This window comes from Streptococcus infantis (genome assembly GCF_047463615.1).
GTDB classification, from domain to species: domain Bacteria; phylum Bacillota; class Bacilli; order Lactobacillales; family Streptococcaceae; genus Streptococcus; species Streptococcus infantis_X.
Window position 1 is genome coordinate 24,428 of the sequence record NZ_JASHDO010000011.1, and the last position, 20,429, is coordinate 44,856.

At 34.9% G+C, this 20,429-nt stretch carries 16 protein-coding genes and 3 tRNA genes; 9 read left to right on the top strand and 10 right to left on the bottom strand.

From position 1 onward, the window contains the following. The first annotated feature begins 108 nt into the window (after positions 1 to 108). The gene (gene yaaA, locus QM874_RS08845) at positions 109 to 477 is read left to right on the top strand and encodes a S4 domain-containing protein YaaA (protein ID WP_414317004.1); all 369 of its coding nucleotides are present in this window, start codon (positions 109 to 111) and stop codon (positions 475 to 477) included. A 2-nt stretch (positions 478 to 479) separates the two neighbouring features. Then, positions 480 to 1,571 carry a DNA replication/repair protein RecF gene (gene recF / locus QM874_RS08850; RefSeq protein WP_414317005.1) on the top strand — a complete coding sequence of 364 codons (1,092 nt, stop codon included), beginning with the start codon at positions 480 to 482 and terminating at the stop codon, positions 1,569 to 1,571. 55 nt (positions 1,572 to 1,626) lie between these two features. On the opposite strand, the gene guaB is transcribed toward recF, so the two are convergent. Both guaB and trpS read right to left on the bottom strand, forming a co-directional pair. Further along, on the bottom strand, positions 1,627 to 3,105 hold the full coding sequence (gene guaB / locus QM874_RS08855) for an IMP dehydrogenase (RefSeq protein WP_006154819.1): 1,479 nt from the start codon (positions 3,103 to 3,105) through the stop codon (positions 1,627 to 1,629). A gap of 162 nt (positions 3,106 to 3,267) precedes the next feature. Beyond that, complete coding sequence (gene trpS / locus QM874_RS08860; RefSeq protein ID WP_414317006.1) at positions 3,268 to 4,293, bottom strand: tryptophan--tRNA ligase; 1,026 nt, start codon at positions 4,291 to 4,293, stop codon at positions 3,268 to 3,270. A gap of 206 nt (positions 4,294 to 4,499) precedes the next feature. Here trpS and QM874_RS08865 point away from each other — a divergent pair, with 206 nt between their 5' ends. Both QM874_RS08865 and QM874_RS08870 read left to right on the top strand, forming a co-directional pair. Continuing rightward, on the top strand, positions 4,500 to 6,122 hold the full coding sequence (locus tag QM874_RS08865; RefSeq protein WP_414317007.1) for an ATP-binding cassette domain-containing protein: 1,623 nt from the start codon (positions 4,500 to 4,502) through the stop codon (positions 6,120 to 6,122). Between the two features lie 61 nt (positions 6,123 to 6,183). Beyond that, a complete protein-coding gene (locus tag QM874_RS08870; protein WP_414317008.1) occupies positions 6,184 to 8,733 on the top strand; it encodes a YfhO family protein in 2,550 nt (849 codons plus the stop codon). A 31-nt stretch (positions 8,734 to 8,764) separates the two neighbouring features. Here the strand turns inward: QM874_RS08870 and QM874_RS08875 are convergent, their stop codons facing one another. Next, a complete protein-coding gene (locus tag QM874_RS08875; protein ID WP_414317009.1) occupies positions 8,765 to 11,419 on the bottom strand; it encodes a YhgE/Pip family protein in 2,655 nt (884 codons plus the stop codon). 128 nt (positions 11,420 to 11,547) lie between these two features. Between QM874_RS08875 and QM874_RS08880 the strand changes: the two genes are divergently transcribed. Further along, positions 11,548 to 12,090, top strand: a complete 543-nt coding sequence (locus QM874_RS08880) for a TetR/AcrR family transcriptional regulator C-terminal domain-containing protein (RefSeq protein WP_414261039.1) — start codon at positions 11,548 to 11,550, stop codon at positions 12,088 to 12,090. A 40-nt stretch (positions 12,091 to 12,130) separates the two neighbouring features. Here QM874_RS08880 and QM874_RS08885 read toward each other — a convergent pair. From QM874_RS08885 to rlmH, 7 genes are all read right to left on the bottom strand, one after another. Further along, positions 12,131 to 12,204: transfer RNA gene (locus tag QM874_RS08885), tRNA-Asn, on the bottom strand. 5 nt (positions 12,205 to 12,209) lie between these two features. Next, positions 12,210 to 12,281 (bottom strand) — tRNA-Glu (locus QM874_RS08890). Positions 12,282 to 12,332: 51 nt separating this feature from the next. After that, positions 12,333 to 13,085 (bottom strand): competence system response regulator transcription factor ComE, encoded by a 753-nt coding sequence (comE, locus tag QM874_RS08895; RefSeq protein WP_414317010.1) that lies wholly within the window; start codon positions 13,083 to 13,085, stop codon positions 12,333 to 12,335. Then, on the bottom strand, positions 13,082 to 14,422 hold the full coding sequence (locus tag QM874_RS08900; protein WP_414317011.1) for a GHKL domain-containing protein: 1,341 nt from the start codon (positions 14,420 to 14,422) through the stop codon (positions 13,082 to 13,084). The genes comE and QM874_RS08900 overlap by 4 nt, the downstream gene beginning before the upstream one ends. Positions 14,423 to 14,433: 11 nt before the next feature. Beyond that, entirely contained in the window at positions 14,434 to 14,571 is a 138-nt protein-coding gene (locus tag QM874_RS08905) for a ComC/BlpC family leader-containing pheromone/bacteriocin (protein WP_414317012.1), read from the bottom strand. Between the two features lie 165 nt (positions 14,572 to 14,736). Continuing rightward, positions 14,737 to 14,810 (bottom strand) — tRNA-Arg (locus QM874_RS08910). 43 nt (positions 14,811 to 14,853) lie between these two features. Next, complete coding sequence (gene rlmH / locus QM874_RS08915; RefSeq protein WP_075228914.1) at positions 14,854 to 15,333, bottom strand: 23S rRNA (pseudouridine(1915)-N(3))-methyltransferase RlmH; 480 nt, start codon at positions 15,331 to 15,333, stop codon at positions 14,854 to 14,856. Positions 15,334 to 15,517: 184 nt separating this feature from the next. On the opposite strand from rlmH, the gene QM874_RS08920 reads away from it, so the two are divergent. The 4 genes from QM874_RS08920 to dnaN all read left to right on the top strand — a co-directional run bounded on the left by QM874_RS08920 (position 15,518) and on the right by dnaN (position 20,388). Then, positions 15,518 to 16,702 (top strand): S1C family serine protease, encoded by a 1,185-nt coding sequence (locus QM874_RS08920; protein WP_414317013.1) that lies wholly within the window; start codon positions 15,518 to 15,520, stop codon positions 16,700 to 16,702. Between the two features lie 56 nt (positions 16,703 to 16,758). Then, a complete protein-coding gene (locus tag QM874_RS08925) occupies positions 16,759 to 17,517 on the top strand; it encodes a ParB/RepB/Spo0J family partition protein (protein WP_248035103.1) in 759 nt (252 codons plus the stop codon). A gap of 221 nt (positions 17,518 to 17,738) precedes the next feature. Then, entirely contained in the window at positions 17,739 to 19,094 is a 1,356-nt protein-coding gene (gene dnaA / locus QM874_RS08930) for a chromosomal replication initiator protein DnaA (RefSeq protein ID WP_414317014.1), read from the top strand. Between the two features lie 157 nt (positions 19,095 to 19,251). Beyond that, positions 19,252 to 20,388, top strand: a complete 1,137-nt coding sequence (gene dnaN, locus QM874_RS08935; RefSeq protein WP_281335678.1) for a DNA polymerase III subunit beta — start codon at positions 19,252 to 19,254, stop codon at positions 20,386 to 20,388. Positions 20,389 to 20,429 lie beyond the last annotated feature (41 nt).

The following is a 20,429-nucleotide window of genomic DNA, read 5'->3' on the forward strand; positions in this document are numbered from 1 at the left end:
CTTGTTCTCTTTATCCCTTTTAGAATTAAAATCGCTTTCATTTCTAACGAATTTACCTCTGCCATTTCAAGGTAAAATATGGTATAATACCAAAGATTGAGGTGAACTATGGAATACAAATTATTTGAAGAATTTATCACTCTCCAAGCTCTCTTGAAAGAACTTGGTATTATACACAGTGGCGGAGCCATTAAATCCTTTTTAGCTGACCATCTTGTCTACTTTAATGGCGAATTGGAAAATCGTCGTGGGAAAAAAGTAAGAATCGGGGACTCCATCGACATTCCTGATATGAAAATCCACATCATTTTGACTCATCCTAGTCAAGAAGAACAGGAAGAATATCTTCAAGAAAAACTTGAGAAAGAACGTGTGGCTAAACTTGTCAAAGAAATGAATAAGACGGTCAAAAAAAAGCCAACAAAAAAGACCCCGAAAGCTAAAACAAAAACTGCACCACGTTTCCCAGGTAGATAAGTATGTGGCTAAAAAACTTATCCATCAAGCAATTTAGAAACTATCAGAATACCGAAATTGAATTTAATCCTAAATTAAATGTATTTGTGGGTCGAAATGCTCAAGGAAAAACCAATCTTCTGGAAAGTATTTACTTTTTAGCTTTAACTAGAAGTCATCGGACAAAGACAGACAAGAATTTAATCCGATTTGAAGAAGAACAACTTCAAGTTTCTGGAATTCTTCAAAAACGAACGGCTACTGTACCACTTGAGATTGACTTAACCCCAAAAGGTCGGATTACTAAAGTCAATCACTTAAAGCAAGCTCGACTATCTGACTATATTGGACACATGAATGTTGTGCTATTTGCACCGGAAGATTTACAACTTGTCAAAGGAGCACCAGCTATCCGACGTAAGTTTATAGATATGGAGCTAGGGCAAATCAAACCCATATACTTGTCAGACTTGTCAAGCTACAACCATGTGCTCAAACAAAGAAATACATACTTAAAGTCAGCAAATCATATCGACGAAACTTTTTTATCTGTTCTCGATGACCAGCTAGTCGACTACGGTTGTCGAGTGATGATTCACAGAGCAGAATTTATCAAAAAAATGGAGTCTTTTGGTCGTAAAAAGCACTTTGATATCTCAGACCAATTGGAAGAGTTGTCAATACGTTATCAACCATCTGTAAACTTTACTGACAAGGAACACCTAGCAGAATCTTTCTATGCAGCACTTCAAAAAAGTAGATCAAGAGATTTATTTAAGAAGAATACTGGAGTTGGCCCTCATCGGGATGATATGATTTTCTTAATCAATGGAATGGACGCAAGCTTTGGAAGTCAAGGACAACATCGTAGCCTGGTTTTATCTATAAAAATTGCAGAAATAGAATTGATGGAGAGTATCACTAAGGAGTCTCCCATTCTTTTGCTTGATGATGTTATGAGTGAACTTGATAACACTCGTCAACTTAAATTATTAGAAACTATATCTCAAAATATTCAAACCTTTATTACAACAACTAGTTTAGAGCATCTTCAAAACTTACCTGATAATCTCAGTATATTTACTGTAAAGAATGGGCAATTATCTGTAAACTGATATTTACATCGGTGTAAACAATAAAAAATCTCCTGTCACAACAGGAGATTTTTTGTTACATTGAGTAGTTTGGTGCTTCATTTGTGATTTGCACATCGTGTGGATGGCTTTCTTTTAGACCTGCACCAGACATTTCGATAAATTGAGCATTATCATGTAGTTCTTTAAGGTTAGCGGCACCACAGTAACCCATCCCAGAACGGATACCACCAATCATTTGGAAGACAATATCAGCTGCTGCTCCTTTATAAGCAACGCGCCCTTCAATTCCTTCTGGAACAAGTTTATTTGCTTCATTGACAGAACCTTGGAAGTAACGGTCGCTTGAACCTTTCTTCATTGCAGCGATTGAACCCATACCACGGTAAGTCTTGAACTTACGTCCTTGGAAGATTTCAGTTTCACCTGGAGCTTCATCAGTTCCCGCGAACATTGAACCAAGCATTACTGCATTTCCACCAGCAGCAAGAGCTTTTACAATATCTCCAGAATACTTGATTCCACCATCAGCTATGATTGTTTTGCCATATTCACGCGCAACTGCTGCCGCATCATAGATAGCTGTAACTTGTGGAACTCCGACACCTGCTATAACACGAGTTGTACAGATTGAACCTGGGCCAATACCGACTTTAACAACGTCAACACCTGCATCATAAAGAGCACGTGCTCCTTCAGCAGTAGCGATGTTCCCAGCAATCAGTGTACGGTCTGGGAAATGAGCACGAATCTCAGCAATTTTACGAAGTACACCCGCTGAGTGACCATGGGCAGTATCGATAACAATAGCATCAGCTCCTGCTTCAAAGAGGGCTTCAGCACGTTCAAATGTATCAGAAGTGACACCTACCGCACCAGCGACTAGAAGACGACCGAATTCATCTTTTGCCGCATTTGGGAACTCAATTACTTTTTCAATATCTTTAATGGTGATTAAACCTGATAGACGTCCTTCCTCATCAACTAAAGGTAATTTCTCAATACGGTGTTCTTGAAGAATACTCTCTGCAGTTTTTAAGTCTGTACCAACCGGAGCAGTAACTAGGTTTTCACTAGTCATGTGTTTTGAAATTGGTTGATTGTAGTCAGAAATGAAACGCAGATCTCGGTTGGTCAAAATACCAATTAACTTACGGTTTTCAAGAGTTTCAACCACTGGGACACCACTGATACGGTAACGGCCCATGAGTTCATCTGCTTCAGCGATTGTATGTTCAGGAGTCAAGAAGAATGGATCAATGATAACACCATTTTCAGAACGTTTTACCTTACGAACTTCGTCAGCTTGTTGCTCAATAGACATGTTTTTATGGATAACTCCAAGTCCACCTGCACGCGCGATTGCAATGGCCATTTGGCTTTCTGTTACAGTGTCCATTGCAGCTGTAATAATTGGGATATTTAAAGTCAAATTATCTGCCAATTTTGTTGTTAAATCCGCATCATTAGGCAACACATGGCTCTCTGCTGGAATAAGCAATACATCATCAAAGGTAAAACCTTTTTTCAAAAATTTAGTGTCCCAATTAGACATTGAAGTTTCCTCTTTTCTTTCTTTTTGAGCTTGACGCTTTTTGTATTGTATCTATCATACCATTCTATGAAAATTTGTCAATTATATTGATAATAGATAATATAAAAAAACTATCCCTTTAATTTTAAAGAAGAGATAGTTTTATAGTTCGTATTTTATCGATTAATGAAAGTAATTTAGCCCCATTGCTGCCTTTACTTCTGATAGCGTTTGACCAGCAACTTCTCGAGCTTGTTCACTACCTTTTTGGAGCATATTATAAACCTCACCCATATCTTTAGCATATTCTAGGCGACGTTCACGGATTGGAGCAAGTTCACGTTCTAGGATTTCAAGTAGATAACGTTTAGTCTTGACATCACCTAGACCACCACGTTGATAATGCTCTTTCATTTCAGCAATTACTTGAGCATCTTCTGGACGTCCAAAAACATCTAAGTAATGGAAAACCATATTGCCTTCAATCTTACCTGGATCTTCCACACGAATATGATCTGGGTCTGTATACATACTCATTACTTTCTTACGCAAGGTATCTGCATCATCTGACAAGTAGATACCATTATTAAGCGATTTAGACATTTTGGCATTACCATCAAGACCAGGCAAGCGACCTGCTCCTTCATTTTCAGGATAGATCCCTTCTGGCTCTACTAAAACATCACAATTGTAGGCATGATTGAAAGAACGCACAATTTCACGCGTTTGTTCAATCATCGGTTTTTGGTCATTCCCTACTGGAACCAAGTTTGCCTTGAAGGCTGTAATATCCGCTGCTTGAGCAACTGGATAAACTAAAAATCCAGTTGGAATGCTTTCTCCAAAGCCTTTTTGAGCAATTTCGGTCTTGACTGTTGGGTTTCGTTCCAAACGAGCCAAAGACACTAGATTCATGTAATACATAGAAAGCTCTGCCAATTCTGGAATCTGGCTTTGAATGAAAATCGTTGATTTATTCGGATCCAATCCCACTGCAAGATAGTCCAAAGCAACATTCCCAATAGACTCTACAATTGTTTGTGGATCTTTTGCATGGTCAGTTAAGGCTTGCTGGTCAGCTAAAAAAACGAACATGTCATATTTATCTTCTTCCTGTAACAAGACACGATTTTTTAAGCTACCTACATAGTGTCCGATATGTAATTTCCCAGTTGGACGATCTCCTGTTAAAATAATGGGTTTATTCATCTTATTCTCCTTTGATATGGTCCTTTCAATTATAGCATTTTTTTGATAAAAAGACAGATAATTTTTGAAATCAAACTATGTCTAGGATATCTATCCAATCGTAAAGAAATTGTCAACTTTATTTACAAAAAATTGACAAATAAAAATTTGAATATTTAGGGATTTTCTAGTAGAATTAAAGTATTATATATAATAGGAGAAAAACATTGCTTACAGTATCTGATGTCTCACTACGTTTTAGTGACCGCAAACTTTTTGATGATGTCAACATCAAATTTACAGAAGGAAATACCTATGGTTTGATTGGTGCTAACGGTGCAGGTAAATCAACATTTTTAAAAATCTTGGCTGGTGATATTGAGCCGACAACTGGTCATATCTCTCTTGGACCAGACGAACGTCTCTCTGTTCTTCGTCAAAATCACTTTGACTACGAAGATGAGCGTGCTATTGATGTCGTTATCATGGGTAATGAAAAGCTATATAGCATCATGAAAGAAAAAGATGCTATCTATATGAAGGCAGACTTTACTGATGAAGATGGTGTTCGTGCAGCTGAGCTTGAAGGAGAATTTGCTGAACTAGGTGGTTGGGAAGCTGAGAGTGAAGCTTCACAACTCTTGCAAAACTTGAATATCCCTGAAGATCTTCATTACCAAAATATGAGTGAACTCGCAAATGGAGATAAAGTGAAAGTTCTCCTTGCTAAAGCCTTGTTTGGTAAACCAGATGTACTTCTTCTAGACGAGCCAACCAACGGTCTTGATATCCAGTCTATTACTTGGTTAGAAGATTTCTTGATTGACTTTGATAACACTGTTATTGTCGTATCCCACGACCGTCACTTCTTAAATAAAGTATGTACCCACATGGCCGACCTTGACTTTGGAAAAATCAAGCTCTATGTCGGAAACTACGACTTCTGGAAGGAATCTTCTGAGCTTGCTGCTAAATTGCTAGCAGACCGTAATGCTAAGGCAGAAGAAAAAATTAAGCAACTCCAAGAATTCGTTGCTCGATTCTCTGCTAACGCATCTAAATCTAAACAAGCAACTTCACGTAAAAAGATGCTTGACAAGATTGTCTTGGAAGAAATCATTCCATCTAGTCGTAAATACCCATTTATCAACTTTAAAGCTGAACGTGAAATTGGTAATGATCTCTTGACAGTAGAAAATCTATCTGTCAAGATTGACGGTGAAACTATTCTTGACAACATCAGCTTCATCTTGCGTCCAGGTGACAAGACAGCTCTTATCGGACAAAACGATATCCAAACAACTGCATTGATTCGCGCAATTATGGGTGATATTGACTACGAAGGAACTGTCAAGTGGGGAGTTACAACTAGTCGTTCTTATCTACCAAAAGACAACTCCGCTGATTTTGCTGGAAGCGAGTCAATCCTTGACTGGCTCCGTCAATTTGCAAGTAAAGAAGAAGATGATAATACCTTCCTACGTGGTTTCCTTGGTCGCATGCTCTTTTCTGGAGACGAAGTTAACAAGCCTGTAAACGTCTTGTCAGGGGGAGAAAAAGTGCGCGTGATGCTTTCGAAACTCATGCTTTTGAAATCAAACGTTCTTGTACTTGACGATCCTACTAATCACTTAGATTTGGAATCTATTTCAAGCTTGAACGATGGATTGAAAAACTTCAAAGAATCTATCATCTTCGCCAGTCACGACCATGAATTCATCCAAACTTTAGCTAACCACATTATTGTCCTATCTAAAAACGGTGTAATTGATCGTATCGATGAAACCTATGATGAATTCTTAGAAAATGCTGAAGTACAAGCAAAAGTCAAAGAACTTTGGAAAGACTAAATAATACTTTAAAACTCAGTTGGATTAACCAACTGAGTTTTCTATCATTCTATGAGGTAACATGAAAACATTTTTCAGAAACTATTGGACCTATCTTATTTCTTTTATCATTCCCCTAGTAATTATGGCAGGAGTTTATCTCTCCCAAGGTATCTACTGGAACAGTGATACTTCACCTTTATTAGGGGATGGATTTCATCAGTATGTGATTTTTGATCTTAGTCTCCGTCATATTTTACATGGAAGTGGTAGTTTATTTTATACCTTTACCAGTGGTCTAGGTCTCAATTTTTATGCCTTATCTAGTTATTATCTAGGTAGTTTTCTATCACCTCTTGTTTATTTTTTTGATGTATCAAGCATGCCAGATGCAGTTTATCTTTCAACCTTGTTGAAATTTGGTTTGATAGGTCTGTCAACCTTTTTTAGCTTGAGTATAATATTCAAAAATTTACCAACACCACTCAGATTATCTTTATCTACCTCATATGCTTTAATGAGCTTTACAGTTAGTCAACTTGAAATAAAAACTTGGTTAGATGTTTTTATTTTAATTCCCTTGATTTTAACAGGTTTACATCTACTCATAACGGATAAAAAACGTATTTTATACTTTACAAGTTTGTCAATATTATTTATCCAAAACTACTATTTTGGTTATATGACTGCTCTGTTTTTGATTGGTTGGTATTTTTGCCAACTTTCCTGGGATTTTAAAAGTCGCAAGTATTCTTTCTTTGATTTTTTCCTAACATCCTTGCTTGCTGGATTAACAAGTTTCATCATGACACTCCCAACCTTGTTTGATTTAAGAACTCATGGTGAAAAACTAACCGCTATTAGCAAAATAAAAACAGAAACTAGTTGGTATCTAGATATATTTGCTAAACAATTCATTGGTGCTTTCGATACAACTAAATATGGTTCCATCCCAATGATTTTTGTTGGCCTCCTTCCTTTTATCTTAACAATTGTATTCTTTACATTAAAATCAATTAAGTTTCACGTGAAACTATGCTATGCAACTCTATTCATTATCATCATTGCTAGTTTTTATCTAGAAGCCTTAGATCTATTTTGGCAAGGAATGCACGCGCCAAATATGTTTCTTCATCGCTATGCGTGGATTTTCTCTACTCTTTTGATTTATATATCTGCGGAAGTTTTAGATAGATTTAAAGATATCAAATTATGGAATATTTTATTCTCAATAACCTTCCTTTTATTTGGCTATCTGGCAACCATTTATTTTAAAAATCATTATTCATTTCTAACTAAATTAAATATACTCTTAACGATTGAGTTCTTAGTGGTATACTTACTATTGTTATTAGCACTTATCCGAAAAATGATTTCTCTAAAAATCTTTTCAATTCTTATTTTGATCTTTACAGTAAGTGAAGTTAGTTTTAATGCTTCATCTCAATTAAATGGAATTACGAAAGAATGGGGATTTGCTTCTCGTAGTACCTATGATAAAGATATTCCAAGTATGGAAGCTATTTTGGAGTATACCAAACAGCAACCAGATACATTTACACGAACTGAAAAGTTACAAACTCAAACTGGAAACGATAGCATGAAATTTAACTACAATGGCATCTCACAATTTTCATCTGTTCGTAATCGTTCTGCAAGTACAACGTTAGATAAGTTGGGTTTTAAATCTTCAGGTACCAACCTTAATCTTCGTTATGCAAATAATACTATCATTGCAGATAGTTTATTTGGAATCAGCTACAATATTTCTGAAACCTATCCAGATAAATATGGTTTTCATCCAAGCTATCAAAAAGATAATCTAACCCTTTATAAAAATCAATTCGCTCTCCCAATTGCTTTTGCTACACAGTCTCTTTACAAAGATGTCACTTTTAACGACCATACTCTTGATAACCAAACTCAATTTTTAAATCAAATTGCTGGCTTAAATGAAGAGTACTTTTATCCGATAAATCATCATACAGACTCTGGTGACAACGTGGTCAATCTAAACGGAACTGATACTGAAGATGCAACTACCAGCTACAGCATTGAAGTACCAGATAATAGTCAGGTTTACCTTTCCATGACCAAGCTAAATTTTTCAAACGATAAGAAAAAGCAAGTTGACATCATTGTCAACGGTGAAAAAAAATCCTTTACCACAGATAATGCTTTTACATTTTTTAATCTTGGATATGCAGAACATAAACAAACTTTTGATATCCAGGTTAAGTTCCCAGGAAATGCTCAAGTATCATTTGAATCTCCAACTTTCTATCGCTTAGATACTAAGAAATATACGGAGGCTATACGCAAAATAAAAGAAAATCCAGTAGAAGTGAGCTCTTATAAAAACAAGGTCACTGTAAATTATAAGGTAAAGAATGATACATCAATCTTTTTCACAATTCCTTACGACCGAGGATGGTCTGCTTACCAAAATGGTAAAAAATTACAAATTCAACAGGCACAAACTGGATTTATGAAAATTGATGTTCCTGAAGGTGAAGGAACTATTACCCTTTCCTTTATACCAAAAGGATTTGTTGTTGGTGCAAGTTGTTCTCTTATAGCTATTATTGTCTTTATTTTTTATGATATTCAAAGAAAAAAATATTCTAGATAAAAAAACAATCGACCGAATTGGTCGATTGTTTTTAGTCTTCTTCAGCTTTTTTAGGTTGATAGGCTAGCATTCCTAAAGCAACAAAAATCATTATTGTAAAGATAAGGAAAATAATCTGACTATGAATATTACCTGTCATAGAAATGGTTTGTCGTAAACCTGAAACTGAATAACTCATAGGTAACCATGGATTAATAGTTTTAAAGAATTGATTCGTCAAGGCTAAAGGATAAGTTCCTGCACTTGAAGCTAATTGAAGAAGTAATAAAATTAAGGAGAAGAAGGCGCCTAGGCGAGAATTCCAGGTTGTCAATGCTGTTACCATCGCCATAAAAGCAAGGCTGGTTAAAATGATCAAAGCCAAGGTTTTGAATTCATGAACTGCAGTCAGTCCGATTAAATGTACTCCACCATAGACTAATAAGCCTGCCAAACCTGCAATAACCCCATTAATTTCAAAGCGAGATTTAAACCAAGCCCAGCGACTTTCTGGATGGCGCCCAGAAGGCAATTTAGCAAAAATCATATTAGTTGAAATAGCAGCAACAAAAAGAGCAACTGATATCATATATGGAGCCATGGCAATTCCATTAACTGCTACTTGGTCCGTATCAGTTTTTGAAAGACTTAAAGGATCAGCCAGTAAGTCTGCATTTGTTGGTTCAGTTGAAGCCTGTTGCAATTGCCCCTCAGCCTCTGTCAAACCTTGATTTAACTGACTTGAACCATCACTTAATTTTCCAAGTCCTGATTGTAGAATTTCTGATCCTTGAGCAAGTTGATCTGCTCCACTAGCTATTTTTTCAGAACCATTAGCTAGTTGATTTGCTCCAGAAACTAGCTGGTCTGATTTATCAGCTAATTGTTGAGAACCCGCTTGTATTTGATTAAATCCAGCGGTTAAATCTGATGTTTTATTATTTACTTGGTTGACACCTGATGCAAGTTTATCAATTCCAGATGCCAATTTTGGCGCATTCTCTGCTAACTTAGCAGTAGCACCTGTCAATGTAGAAGATTTTTCTGTCAACTGATTTGAGCCTTGTAGCAATTTATTGAAACTTCCTGTCAAGTTCGAATTTTTAGAACTCAACTGACTTGCTCCTAAAGCTACTTGGTCTACTGATTTAGTATAGTTGTCGATACCAGAAGCAAGAGTTTGACTAGCTGGCAATAACTGACCATCAATTGCTGTTTGAACCTGTGTTAATCCACTTGACAAACTTGTCAATGTTGAAGAAGCAGTTGGTAATAATTGACTTGAATGATTCTTTAATTGAGTTAAACTATCTGTTTGAGTGGTTACATTTTCTAAAGAAGATTGTAACGTTTGAACTGTAGTTAAAATTGTTCGTGCTGACTCACTAGCAGAAGATGATGGATTAGAAACCACAGAAGTTATCTCTGCCTGTTGGTCAGGAGTTAAGCTTTGATAAGCACTCGTAGATTGAATAGCTGATAAAGTAGTTTCTTTTTCAGATTGATTTGAAGTAATGATGCTTTGTGCTGAATTTGCAATCTTTGATAGACTACTAGAAAGCTTGTTTGTTACTTGTGTTATCTCTCCACTATCTGCTGTTTGAATAGCTTGATTCAATTGCTCTAAACTAGTTGCTAATTGTTTAATCTGATCTTTTTGTTGAGTTGTCCCATCTAATTGAGTAGAAAGTTCTTGAATTCCTTGATTAAGTTGGGTAAGTCCTGTACGTAGAGCCTCTGATTTAGTAGAAATCTGATTTGCACCAGATGATAGATTTTGAACTCCATTTGTATAAGTATCAATACCAAGTGAAAATTGCTTTAATCCTGAATTGAGTTGAAAAACACCACCTGTATAGGCTTGTGTGCCTGCATCAAGTTGAGTCAATCCTGATACCAGTGCCGGTGTCTTTGAGTTCAGTTGGTTTAATCCATTATCGATTTGTGAAATAGCACTAGTGTATTGATTTAAACCATTATTAAAATTACCAAGTCCAAGGTTTAACTGATTTACACCAGCTGTATAGGTTCCTAAACCTGTAGATAATTGATCAGCACCATTAGAAAATGTGAGACTTGATTGAGCTAAGGTTTGAAGATTGGTCGTTAAGGTTTGACTCCCATCAGAAAGCTGATTCGAACCATCAGCCAACTGTAAACTTGCATTTGCAGCTTGAGATAAACCAAGTTTTAAATCCCCCATCTTCTCAAATAAAGCTTTTGTATAAGATTGAGTAACATTAGTAGCCACAGTCTGTTTGATTTGTGTCATGGCAGAATCACTCATCTTGCTTGCAATAAAACTATGACCACTTGATGTCTGATAGTCAATCATCATCTGTTCAGGGTGATTTGTAAGGATAGAAGAAGCTTTCTCAGAAAGATCACTTGGCAACGTTACAACCATGTAATAATCCCCATCTCGCAGTCCTCTTGCTCCCTCATCTTCATCTACAAAATGAAAATCTAAACTGTCACTATCTTTTAAATTAGACACCATGTCTTCACCAATAGTGAGATTTTCATCATTATATCTAGCAGCTTGATCCTTATTAACAATCGCTACAGGTAACTCTGAAAGTTTACCGTATGGATCCCACATTGAAGATAAAAAAATGATATTATAAAGAGCTGGAATCAAGGAAATTCCTATCATGACAATGATAAATGTCGGCTTTTTAAAGATTGCTTTCCATTCTTTAAACATATTGTCTCCTTTTTTAAACTATTTGTCTAAATTTTTGATATAATAGATTATACATAAAAAAAATAAAAAGACAAGATAAAAAATATATTTTTAAACATATTGTCTAAAAATGTTCATCTAGAGGGAACATGCAAGAAAGTAATAAACGATTAAAAACCAAGCGTATTATCGAAAATGCCATGGTCGAATTACTGATGGAACAACCTTTCGATCAGATTACAACCGTTAAATTAGCTCAAAAAGCTGGGATTAGTCGCTCGAGTTTCTATACTCATTACAAAGATAAATACGATATGATTGAACATTACCAAAGTAAACTATTTCATACCTTCGAATATATCTTTCAAAAACACGCTAATCACAAACGAGATGCTATTCTAGAAGTATTTGAATACTTAGAATCAGAACCGCTTCTAGCAGCTCTTTTATCTGAAAATGGAACCAAGGAAATTCAAAATTTCTTGAGAAATAAACTTCACATCCTACTGAGCACAGACCTTCAAAAACGTTTTATGCAACTCAAACTAAATGAAATAGAATTAGAATACAGTAGCGTCTACCTGACAAATGCTCTCTTTGGAGTCTGTCAAACCTGGATTGCCCACGGAAAAAAAGAAAGTCCACAAGAAATCACGGACTTTTTGATGAAAATGTTAGGGGATACGAATTAACAAAAAAAAGGAACACGAAACAAGTGTTCCTTTTATCTGACTCCGCCAGTAGGACTCGAACCTACGACATCATGATTAACAGTCATGCGCTACTACCAACTGAGCTATGGCGGATTAAATAGTCCGTACGGGATTCGAACCCGTGTTACCGCCGTGAAAAGGCGGTGTCTTAACCCCTTGACCAACGGACCATCTATCTGTAGCAGATATAACCATTATATCAATTTATCAAAAATTGTCAATTACTTTTTTTGTTTTTTAGCCATTAGCTCTCTCAATTTTTTAGTTTTTAGGCGTGAGATAGGACAACGATGATCTTCATAAAAGACAACTTCCATTTTTTTACGATCAATCTCTCTCACATTTCCGATATTAACTAAGAATGATTTATGAGACAGATAAAAACGTTGGGTTTCCTTATCTTTTTCTTGAATATCTGTCATTGTTCCATAGAATTCTTTGGCAAAATTCTTACCAACAATTCGTAATTTGTGAGAAGTTCCTGTTGTTTCAATGTATAGAATATCATGATAAGGAATACAAAGATCATTTCCTTTGTAACTATAATCAAAATAATCAACGACTGATTGGTTTTCAAGTAGGGTACTCTTAGTATAAATCACACAGTCAGCAACTCTATTTTTAAAAACTTGATCACTGGTTTCTTTATCAATGAAATCCAATGCTGAAACTTTGTATTTATAAGTCAAGGTAGCAAATTCAGATCGACTTGTAATAAAAACAATAATAGCATAAGGATTGCGGTGACGAATGAATTGAGCAACTTCAAATCCCTTTCTCTCAATCCCATTTATATCAATATCTAGAAAATAAAGCTGATTGACTTCATCATGCTCTACATATTCCATAAACTCTCTCACTTTTCCTGTTGTTTTATAGGAGATAGGAATATTTGTTTCCTTAGAAATTTTATTCAGAGTTGTTTCCAACCTTACTTGGTGTTCTATAATATCTTCTAAAATTAATACTTTCATATCAGTTCCCTCTTAAATCTAATCACTTGTTTAAATACATCATTATCAATTTCTGTTTCTAAAATAACATTGTCATATTTTCCTAAAATTTCTTTAACATTATTGAGTCCAAGTCCTCTATGTCTTCCTTTGGTTGAAAATCCTAATTCAAATAAATCTTCGGATTTTACATTTCTTTTTTTACAAGAGTTTTGGATGACAACTAGGGTTTCAAGATCCAACTTGATGATAGCTACCTCTAGTTGTTTTTGATAGCTTTCAACTGCCCCCTCAACGGCATTATTGAGCAGAATGCTCATCACGCGCACCAAATCTAACAATTCCATAGACAAAGGTGTGATAATATCTTTTACCTCTAATGTGTACTCTACATCATTGTTTTTCGCATTGACAATAGATTGAGCAATCAAACTACGAAGAGCTGAATCCTCAATATTGTTCAAATCGAAATAGGTATACTTGTCTGAACGTAATTTTTGATTCGCCTTTACAAGAACTTCACTGTAAACTCTGTCAATTTCTTGTAAATCTTTACTTTCGATCGCCATTCTTAAGCTGACAAGCATTCCTGTATAGTCATGACGAAAACCACGAATTTCATTATATAAGGCAACAATCTCATCCGTGTAAGTTTGTAAATGTTTTTGCTCAAACTTCTTTTGTTCCAATTCAATTTCTTTTTCTATCTGAACCTTGTGAGAATTCATGGAGAAAAAGGTCAAAAGTAGACCAACAAAAACAATGGATGATAAAATACTTCCAAAACTATTTAGATTAGAAAAAGTACTGACAAAATCCGAAATAAATAAGAAGATATGTAAAGCTAAAAGAGCATATAGAACCTTTTTCAAAAAAGGATATAAATAGTCTTTATCAAAATAGTTGAACTCTAGATGAAAATAAGAGATGATTTTATCTATTGTAAAATAGGAGATGACATTCATGATGAAAAAAAATAATCTTTCATGTTGTTCTACAAGTGAGTCTCCCATAATAGATGATATAGTTACTGAACAAAATGTGTGTGTACTTTGATATAAGAGTGAAAATAATAATCCCAAAAAAATATTTTTTACAGAACTGTATTTTTTTTTTAAAATTCTTAAATAGAAATAAAATACAATTGGATTAAGAGTGTTTAACATATAGTGCAAAATCAAAGTTAATTTATCAGAATTTATGAAAGATAAAAAATAGGAATAAATTACTTGAAGGGCTAAAAATAGCAAGTAAAAGATATATCTTTCTTTTTTCGAAGTTTGACAAATTTGACTATAAATTTTACTAATAATTGTACAAGTTAAAAATGCATCTAATATTCCAATTGTAATTTCCATTTTCTACTCCTTTATTTTTTTCTAAAAATAGGTATCTGTCTAAAAAGATCCATCACTCCTCTTTTATCCCCACCTCTGATTTCCTGCAGTTCTTTTTCATTCAATTCTTGGAAATCTTTCATTTGAGCAAAATCTGTATTCTTTTTCATAATATAAACTCCTATAATGTTTTTCTTGTAAATTAACTTACAAAAATATTATATAAAATCTACGATACCTATGGAGAATTATCTCTCAAATGCTCAAATTTTATTCTGAAATGTCAATTTTTTACAAAAAAAGCTGGGATTTTTTCCCAGCTTACGATTTTACACTGATCCCAGCAGGATTCGAACCTGCGACCGTTCGCTTAGAAGGCGAATGCTCTATCCAGCTGAGCTATGAGACCTCACCTATCTATCTTATCAAAAAAAGCTAGCTTAGTCAATCATCTATTTGTGATAGGGTGAGCCTTGTTGAATCGAAAATGCTCTATAGATTTGTTCTACTAAGACTAATCTCATTAGTTGATGAGGAAGCGTTAATCTCCCAAAACTAACAGAGAGGTTGGCTCTCTTTTTCACCTCTGGAGAGAGTCCTAAACTCCCACCAATGATAAAAGTGATTGTCGAAAATCCATTAATAGAGGCTCTTTCAAGCTGCTTGCTGAATTCTTCAGAAGAAAAAGTAGTTCCTTCAATAGCTAAAACAACTACAAAATCACGATCTCCTACTTTAGAAAGAATGCGGTTCCCTTCTAACTCCAAAATCTTTTGATTTTCAGATTCGCTAGCCCGATCTGGTGTTTTTTCATCTGACAACTCAATCATTTCTAGATTAGCAAAACGTGAAATCCTTTTGGAATATTCTGCTATGCCATCTTTGAGATATTTTTCTTTCAGTTTTCCAACTGTTACCACTTTAATTTTCATTCTTCTATTCTAACATATTCACACTCAATTTCACATCTTATTCACAGAGAAGATTTTGAAAAAATTCAATAAATTCACAGGTTTTTGAAAGTTATCCACAAGTTGTGAAAAACTTTCTTTCTTTAAGCTTGGATTAAGCTAGCTATTTTATACTTTCATTGATTAAAAAAACATGGAGGCTTCTATGAAAAACTTACAAACTAGTTCCAAAAAATGGGGACAACTTTTATTAGTAATTCTCATTAGCTTTTTTAGTGGTGTTTTAGGTAGTTTTACGACATTGCAACTAAGTCAAAAACAAAACACTAATCCAACAAATACCACCACTGTCAGCAAAACAGCTGTAAAAAATGAAAACTCAACTACACAGGCAGTCGATAAAGTTAAAGATGCTGTGGTATCTGTCATTACTTACTCTGCAAACTCCCAAAATAGTTTATTTGGATCTGCAGAAACTGATACAGATACAAATACTGAGCAAGTTTCTAGCGAAGGTTCTGGAGTTATTTATAAAAAAGAAGGTAACTTTGCTTACCTCGTAACCAATACTCACGTTATCAGTGGAGCTAAAAAAGTAGATATTCGTTTAGCTGATGGAACCAAAGTTCCAGGTGAAATTGTTGGTTCTGATACTTATTCTGACATTGCAGTTGTAAAAATTGCTGCAGATAAGGTGACTACAGTAGCCGAATTTGGAGATTCTGATCAACTAACAGTCGGAGAGACTGCCATTGCAATCGGAAGCCCTCTAGGTTCTGAGTACGCCAATACCGTTACACAGGGTATCGTGTCTAGTTTGAATAGAAATGTTTCTTTAAAATCTGAAGATGGACAAGCTATCTCTACAAAGGCTATCCAAACAGATACAGCTATCAACCCTGGAAATTCTGGCGGTCCCCTAATCAATATTCAGGGACAAGTAATCGGAATTACATCTAGTAAAATAGCCACAAACGGTGGAACTTCTGTGGAAGGACTTGGATTTGCGATTCCTTCAAACGATGCCATCAATATTATCAATCAATTAGAAAAGAATGGAAAAGTCACTCGACCAGCCTTGGGCATTCAAATGGTCAACCTTTCAAATCTTAGTAGCACTGATTTACAAAGATTGAATATACCATCAAGTGTCACTGCAGGAGTAGTTGTTCGTTCTGTTATAACTAGTATGCCTGCCAATGGACATCTACAACAATATGACGTCATTACAAAAGTAGATGATAAAGCTATTTCTTCAACTACTGAATTACAAAGTGCTCTATATAGTCATTCTATCGGAGATAGCATGACCATTACATATTACCGTAATGGTAAAGAAGAAACAACTACCATTAAATTAGATAAGAGTACTAGTGATTTGGAACAATAGTTTACAGATATGTAAAGTTGCTTTACAGAATATCTAAGTTATGATAATGTAGAATTATGGAAGAATTTAAAATTGTTCAAATAAAGGATATTCAAAAAAATCCCTATCAACCTCGTAAGGAATTTTCAGAAGAAAAAATACAAGAGTTGGCACAATCCATTAAGGAAAACGGCTTGATTCAGCCAATTATCGTTAGAAAATCTCCAGTACTTGGATATGAAATTCTAGCTGGAGAAAGACGGTATCGCGCTTCAATAGCTGCTGGACTTTCAGAAATTCCAGTAATTATTAAGCAACTTTCTGATCAAGATATGATGCTTCATTCCATCATTGAAAATCTCCAACGCGAAAATTTAAATCCTATCGAAGAAGCTAAAGCATACCAATCCTTAATCGATAAAGGTTTTACCCACACAGAAATTGCTGAAAAAATGGGGAAATCTCGACCTTATATTACAAACCTAGTTCGATTGTTAGGGCTACCTAAACACATCCTGACAGAAGTTGAAAGTGGGAAGCTTTCCCAGGCTCATGCTAGACTCCTCATTCAATTATCAAGCGACAGACAAGATACACTCTTACATCGTATTCAAACAGAAAATCTTTCAGTTAGACAAGTTGAACAAATACTACAAAAAAATAAGAAGAGTAGTAAAAAAGAAAAAGACCACTTTGTCAAAGAGGAAGAGCAAAAATTGAAAAAAATACTCGGATTAGATGTTCAGATTAGCCTTCAAAAAAAAGATAGCGGTAAAATCTCAATTTCCTTCCATAACCAAGAAGAATACCAACAATTTATTAACAGCCTGAAATAAGGCTGTTATTTTATTATTCTTAACTAACATGGTTATCCACTGATTTATCTTTAAAAAAAGCCTAATATTTCAGAATATTCCTTAGTTATCCACATTCTGTGGATAAAAACTAAAAACATTGTTAATTGTTTTCCACAAGTTGTGGAAAAATAATCTTATCTATGGTAAAATGATTCTATCAATAAACCTTTAAAATTTTATAGTAAAGGAGGAGAAAATCATTGAAAGAAAAACAATTTTGGAATCGTATTTTAGAACTTGCGCATGATCGGTTGACTCAATCAGTTTATGATTTTTACATCTTAGATGCAACCCTGGTTAAAGTAGAAGATGCCACTGCAACGATTTTCTTACCCCGAGATGAGATGCAGATATTTTGGGAAAGAAATATCAATGGAATCCTTTTAACAGCAGGTTTTGAAATCTATGATACTGAAATAAAGGCGCATTATGTCTTCACGAAAGTTGAAGAAACTGCCTCTCAAATAGCTATAGAACCTGATTCTATTAATGATTATCAGACAAGTCCGTCCACTATTCCATATTCTGAAACTGGACTCAAGGAAAAGTATACTTTCGATAATTTTGTCCAAGGAAATGGTAATGTTTGGGCTAAGTCCGCAGCTTTAGCAGTTTCTGAAGATCCTGGACTAACTTATAATCCTCTATTTATCTATGGAGGGCCTGGTCTTGGAAAAACTCACCTACTAAATGCCCTTGGTAATGAAATTCTAAAAAAGAGCCCTAATGCGCGTGTTAAATACATACCTGCTGAAAGCTTCATTAATGAATTCCTAGAGCATTTGAGACTCAATGATATGGAAAAATTCAAAAAAACTTATCGTAGTTTGGATCTCCTACTCATTGATGATATTCAATCTCTTAGTGGAAAGAAAGTTCAGACTCAGGAAGAGTTTTTCAATACATTTAACGCCCTTCACAATAATAATAAGCAGATTGTTTTGACAAGCGACCGTAGACCTGAACATTTAGAGAGTCTTCCTGAACGTCTGGTTACGCGCTTCTCGTGGGGATTAACAACAGATATCACACCACCTGATTTTGAAACACGTATTGCGATTTTACAGAGTAAGACTGAACATCTCAATTATCATTTTCAGAATGATACACTCGAATATTTGGCTGGACAATTTGACTCGAATGTGAGAGAGTTAGAGGGTGCACTCAACGACATCAGCTTGATGGCCAAAGTCAAAAAGATTAACAACATCACAGTAGACATCGCTGCTGAGGCTATTCGTGCTCGCAAACAAGACATTAGCAAAATGATTGTGATTCCAATTGATAAAATACAAACAGAAGTTGGAAACTTTTATGGTGTTAGTGTCAAGGAAATGAAGGGAACTAGACGTGTTCAAAATATCGTTTTAGCCCGTCAAGTTGCCATGTACCTAGCCAGAGAAATGACAGATAATAGCCTTCCTAAAATTGGAAAAGAGTTTGGTGGCAAAGACCACACAACGGTCATTCATGCCCATGGAAAAATCAAATCCATGCTTGAAACAGATGATAATTTACGTTTAGAAATCGAAGCAATCAAAAAGAAAATTAAATAACTTGTGGATAACTTTTGATAAAATTCTTTATTTATCCACACTTTTTAAACAAGGCTCTTTCCTTGAGTTTTCTTGATTAGCATCTGTTTTCCACATATTTCACACGCTCTATTATTACTATTATCCTTCTAATAATAAAAAGAATAAAGGAGAATCCATGATTCATTTTTCAATTAATAAAAATTTATTTTTACAAGCTTTAAATACAACAAAAAGAGCTATTAGCTCAAAAAATGCTATTCCTATTTTATCAACTGTGAAAATTGATGTTACCAATGAAGGAATTACCTTGATTGGATCAAATGGTCAAATCTCAATCGAAAATTTCATTTCGCAAAAAAATGAAAATGCAGGTCTCTTGATTAATTCTTTAGGATCAGTTCTACTGGAAGCCTCTTTCTTTATCAATGTTGTTTCAAGCCTTCCAGATGTGACACTTGATTTTAAAGAAATTGAACAAAAGCAGATTGTCTTAACAAGTGGTAAATCAGAAATTACCCTAAAAGGAAAGGATAGCGAGCAGTATCCACGTATCCAAGAAATTTCCGCAAGTAATCCTTTAGTTCTTGAAACAAAACTTCTTAAAAAGATTATCAATGAAACAGCTTTTGCAGCTAGTACCCAAGAAAGCCGTCCTATTTTGACGGGGGTACATTTTGTCTTGAGCAATCATAAAGAATTAAAAACAGTTGCGACAGACTCTCACCGTCTCAGTCAGAAAAAGTTGACTCTTGAAAAAAATAGCGATGATTTTGATGTTGTCATCCCAAGTCGTTCGCTACGTGAATTTTCAGCTGTTTTTACGGATGATATCGAAACAGTAGAGATTTTCTTCGCAAACAACCAAATTCTCTTTAGAAGTGAAAATATTAGCTTCTACACACGTCTCTTAGAAGGGAATTATCCAGATACAGATCGTTTGATTCCAACAGATTTCAATACAACAGTTACTTTTGACGTTGCTAAACTACGTCAATCTATGGAACGTGCTCGTCTCTTATCAAGTGCGACACAAAATGGTACTGTTAAATTAGAAATTAAAGAAGGAGTTGTAAGTGCCCATGTTCATTCTCCAGAAGTAGGCAAAGTAAACGAAGAAATTGATACTGAAAATGTAAGTGGTGCTGATTTGACGATTAGTTTCAACCCAACTTATTTGATTGAAGCACTAAAAGCTTTGAATAGCGAAAAAGTTACAATCAGCTTTATTTCAGCAGTTCGTCCATTTACTCTGGTTCCAGCTGATACAGATGAAGAGTTCATGCAGCTGATTACACCAGTTCGTACAAATTAATGGAAAGAGGTTGAGCCTAGCTCGCCTCTTTTATGATATAA

Coding starts and splice junctions, on each gene's coding strand:
- yaaA (WP_414317004.1), top strand. CDS start 109: ATGGAATACAAATTATTTGAAGAATTTATCACTCTCCAAGCTCTCTTG.
- recF (WP_414317005.1), top strand. CDS start 480: ATGTGGCTAAAAAACTTATCCATCAAGCAATTTAGAAACTATCAGAAT.
- guaB (WP_006154819.1), bottom strand. CDS start 3,105: ATGTCTAATTGGGACACTAAATTTTTGAAAAAAGGTTTTACCTTTGAT.
- trpS (WP_414317006.1), bottom strand. CDS start 4,293: ATGAATAAACCCATTATTTTAACAGGAGATCGTCCAACTGGGAAATTA.
- QM874_RS08870 (WP_414317008.1), top strand. CDS start 6,184: ATGAAAACATTTTTCAGAAACTATTGGACCTATCTTATTTCTTTTATC.
- QM874_RS08875 (WP_414317009.1), bottom strand. CDS start 11,419: ATGTTTAAAGAATGGAAAGCAATCTTTAAAAAGCCGACATTTATCATT.
- QM874_RS08880 (WP_414261039.1), top strand. CDS start 11,548: ATGCAAGAAAGTAATAAACGATTAAAAACCAAGCGTATTATCGAAAAT.
- comE (WP_414317010.1), bottom strand. CDS start 13,085: ATGAAAGTATTAATTTTAGAAGATATTATAGAACACCAAGTAAGGTTG.
- QM874_RS08900 (WP_414317011.1), bottom strand. CDS start 14,422: ATGGAAATTACAATTGGAATATTAGATGCATTTTTAACTTGTACAATT.
- QM874_RS08905 (WP_414317012.1), bottom strand. CDS start 14,571: ATGAAAAAGAATACAGATTTTGCTCAAATGAAAGATTTCCAAGAATTG.
- rlmH (WP_075228914.1), bottom strand. CDS start 15,333: ATGAAAATTAAAGTGGTAACAGTTGGAAAACTGAAAGAAAAATATCTC.
- QM874_RS08920 (WP_414317013.1), top strand. CDS start 15,518: ATGAAAAACTTACAAACTAGTTCCAAAAAATGGGGACAACTTTTATTA.
- QM874_RS08925 (WP_248035103.1), top strand. CDS start 16,759: ATGGAAGAATTTAAAATTGTTCAAATAAAGGATATTCAAAAAAATCCC.
- dnaN (WP_281335678.1), top strand. CDS start 19,252: ATGATTCATTTTTCAATTAATAAAAATTTATTTTTACAAGCTTTAAAT.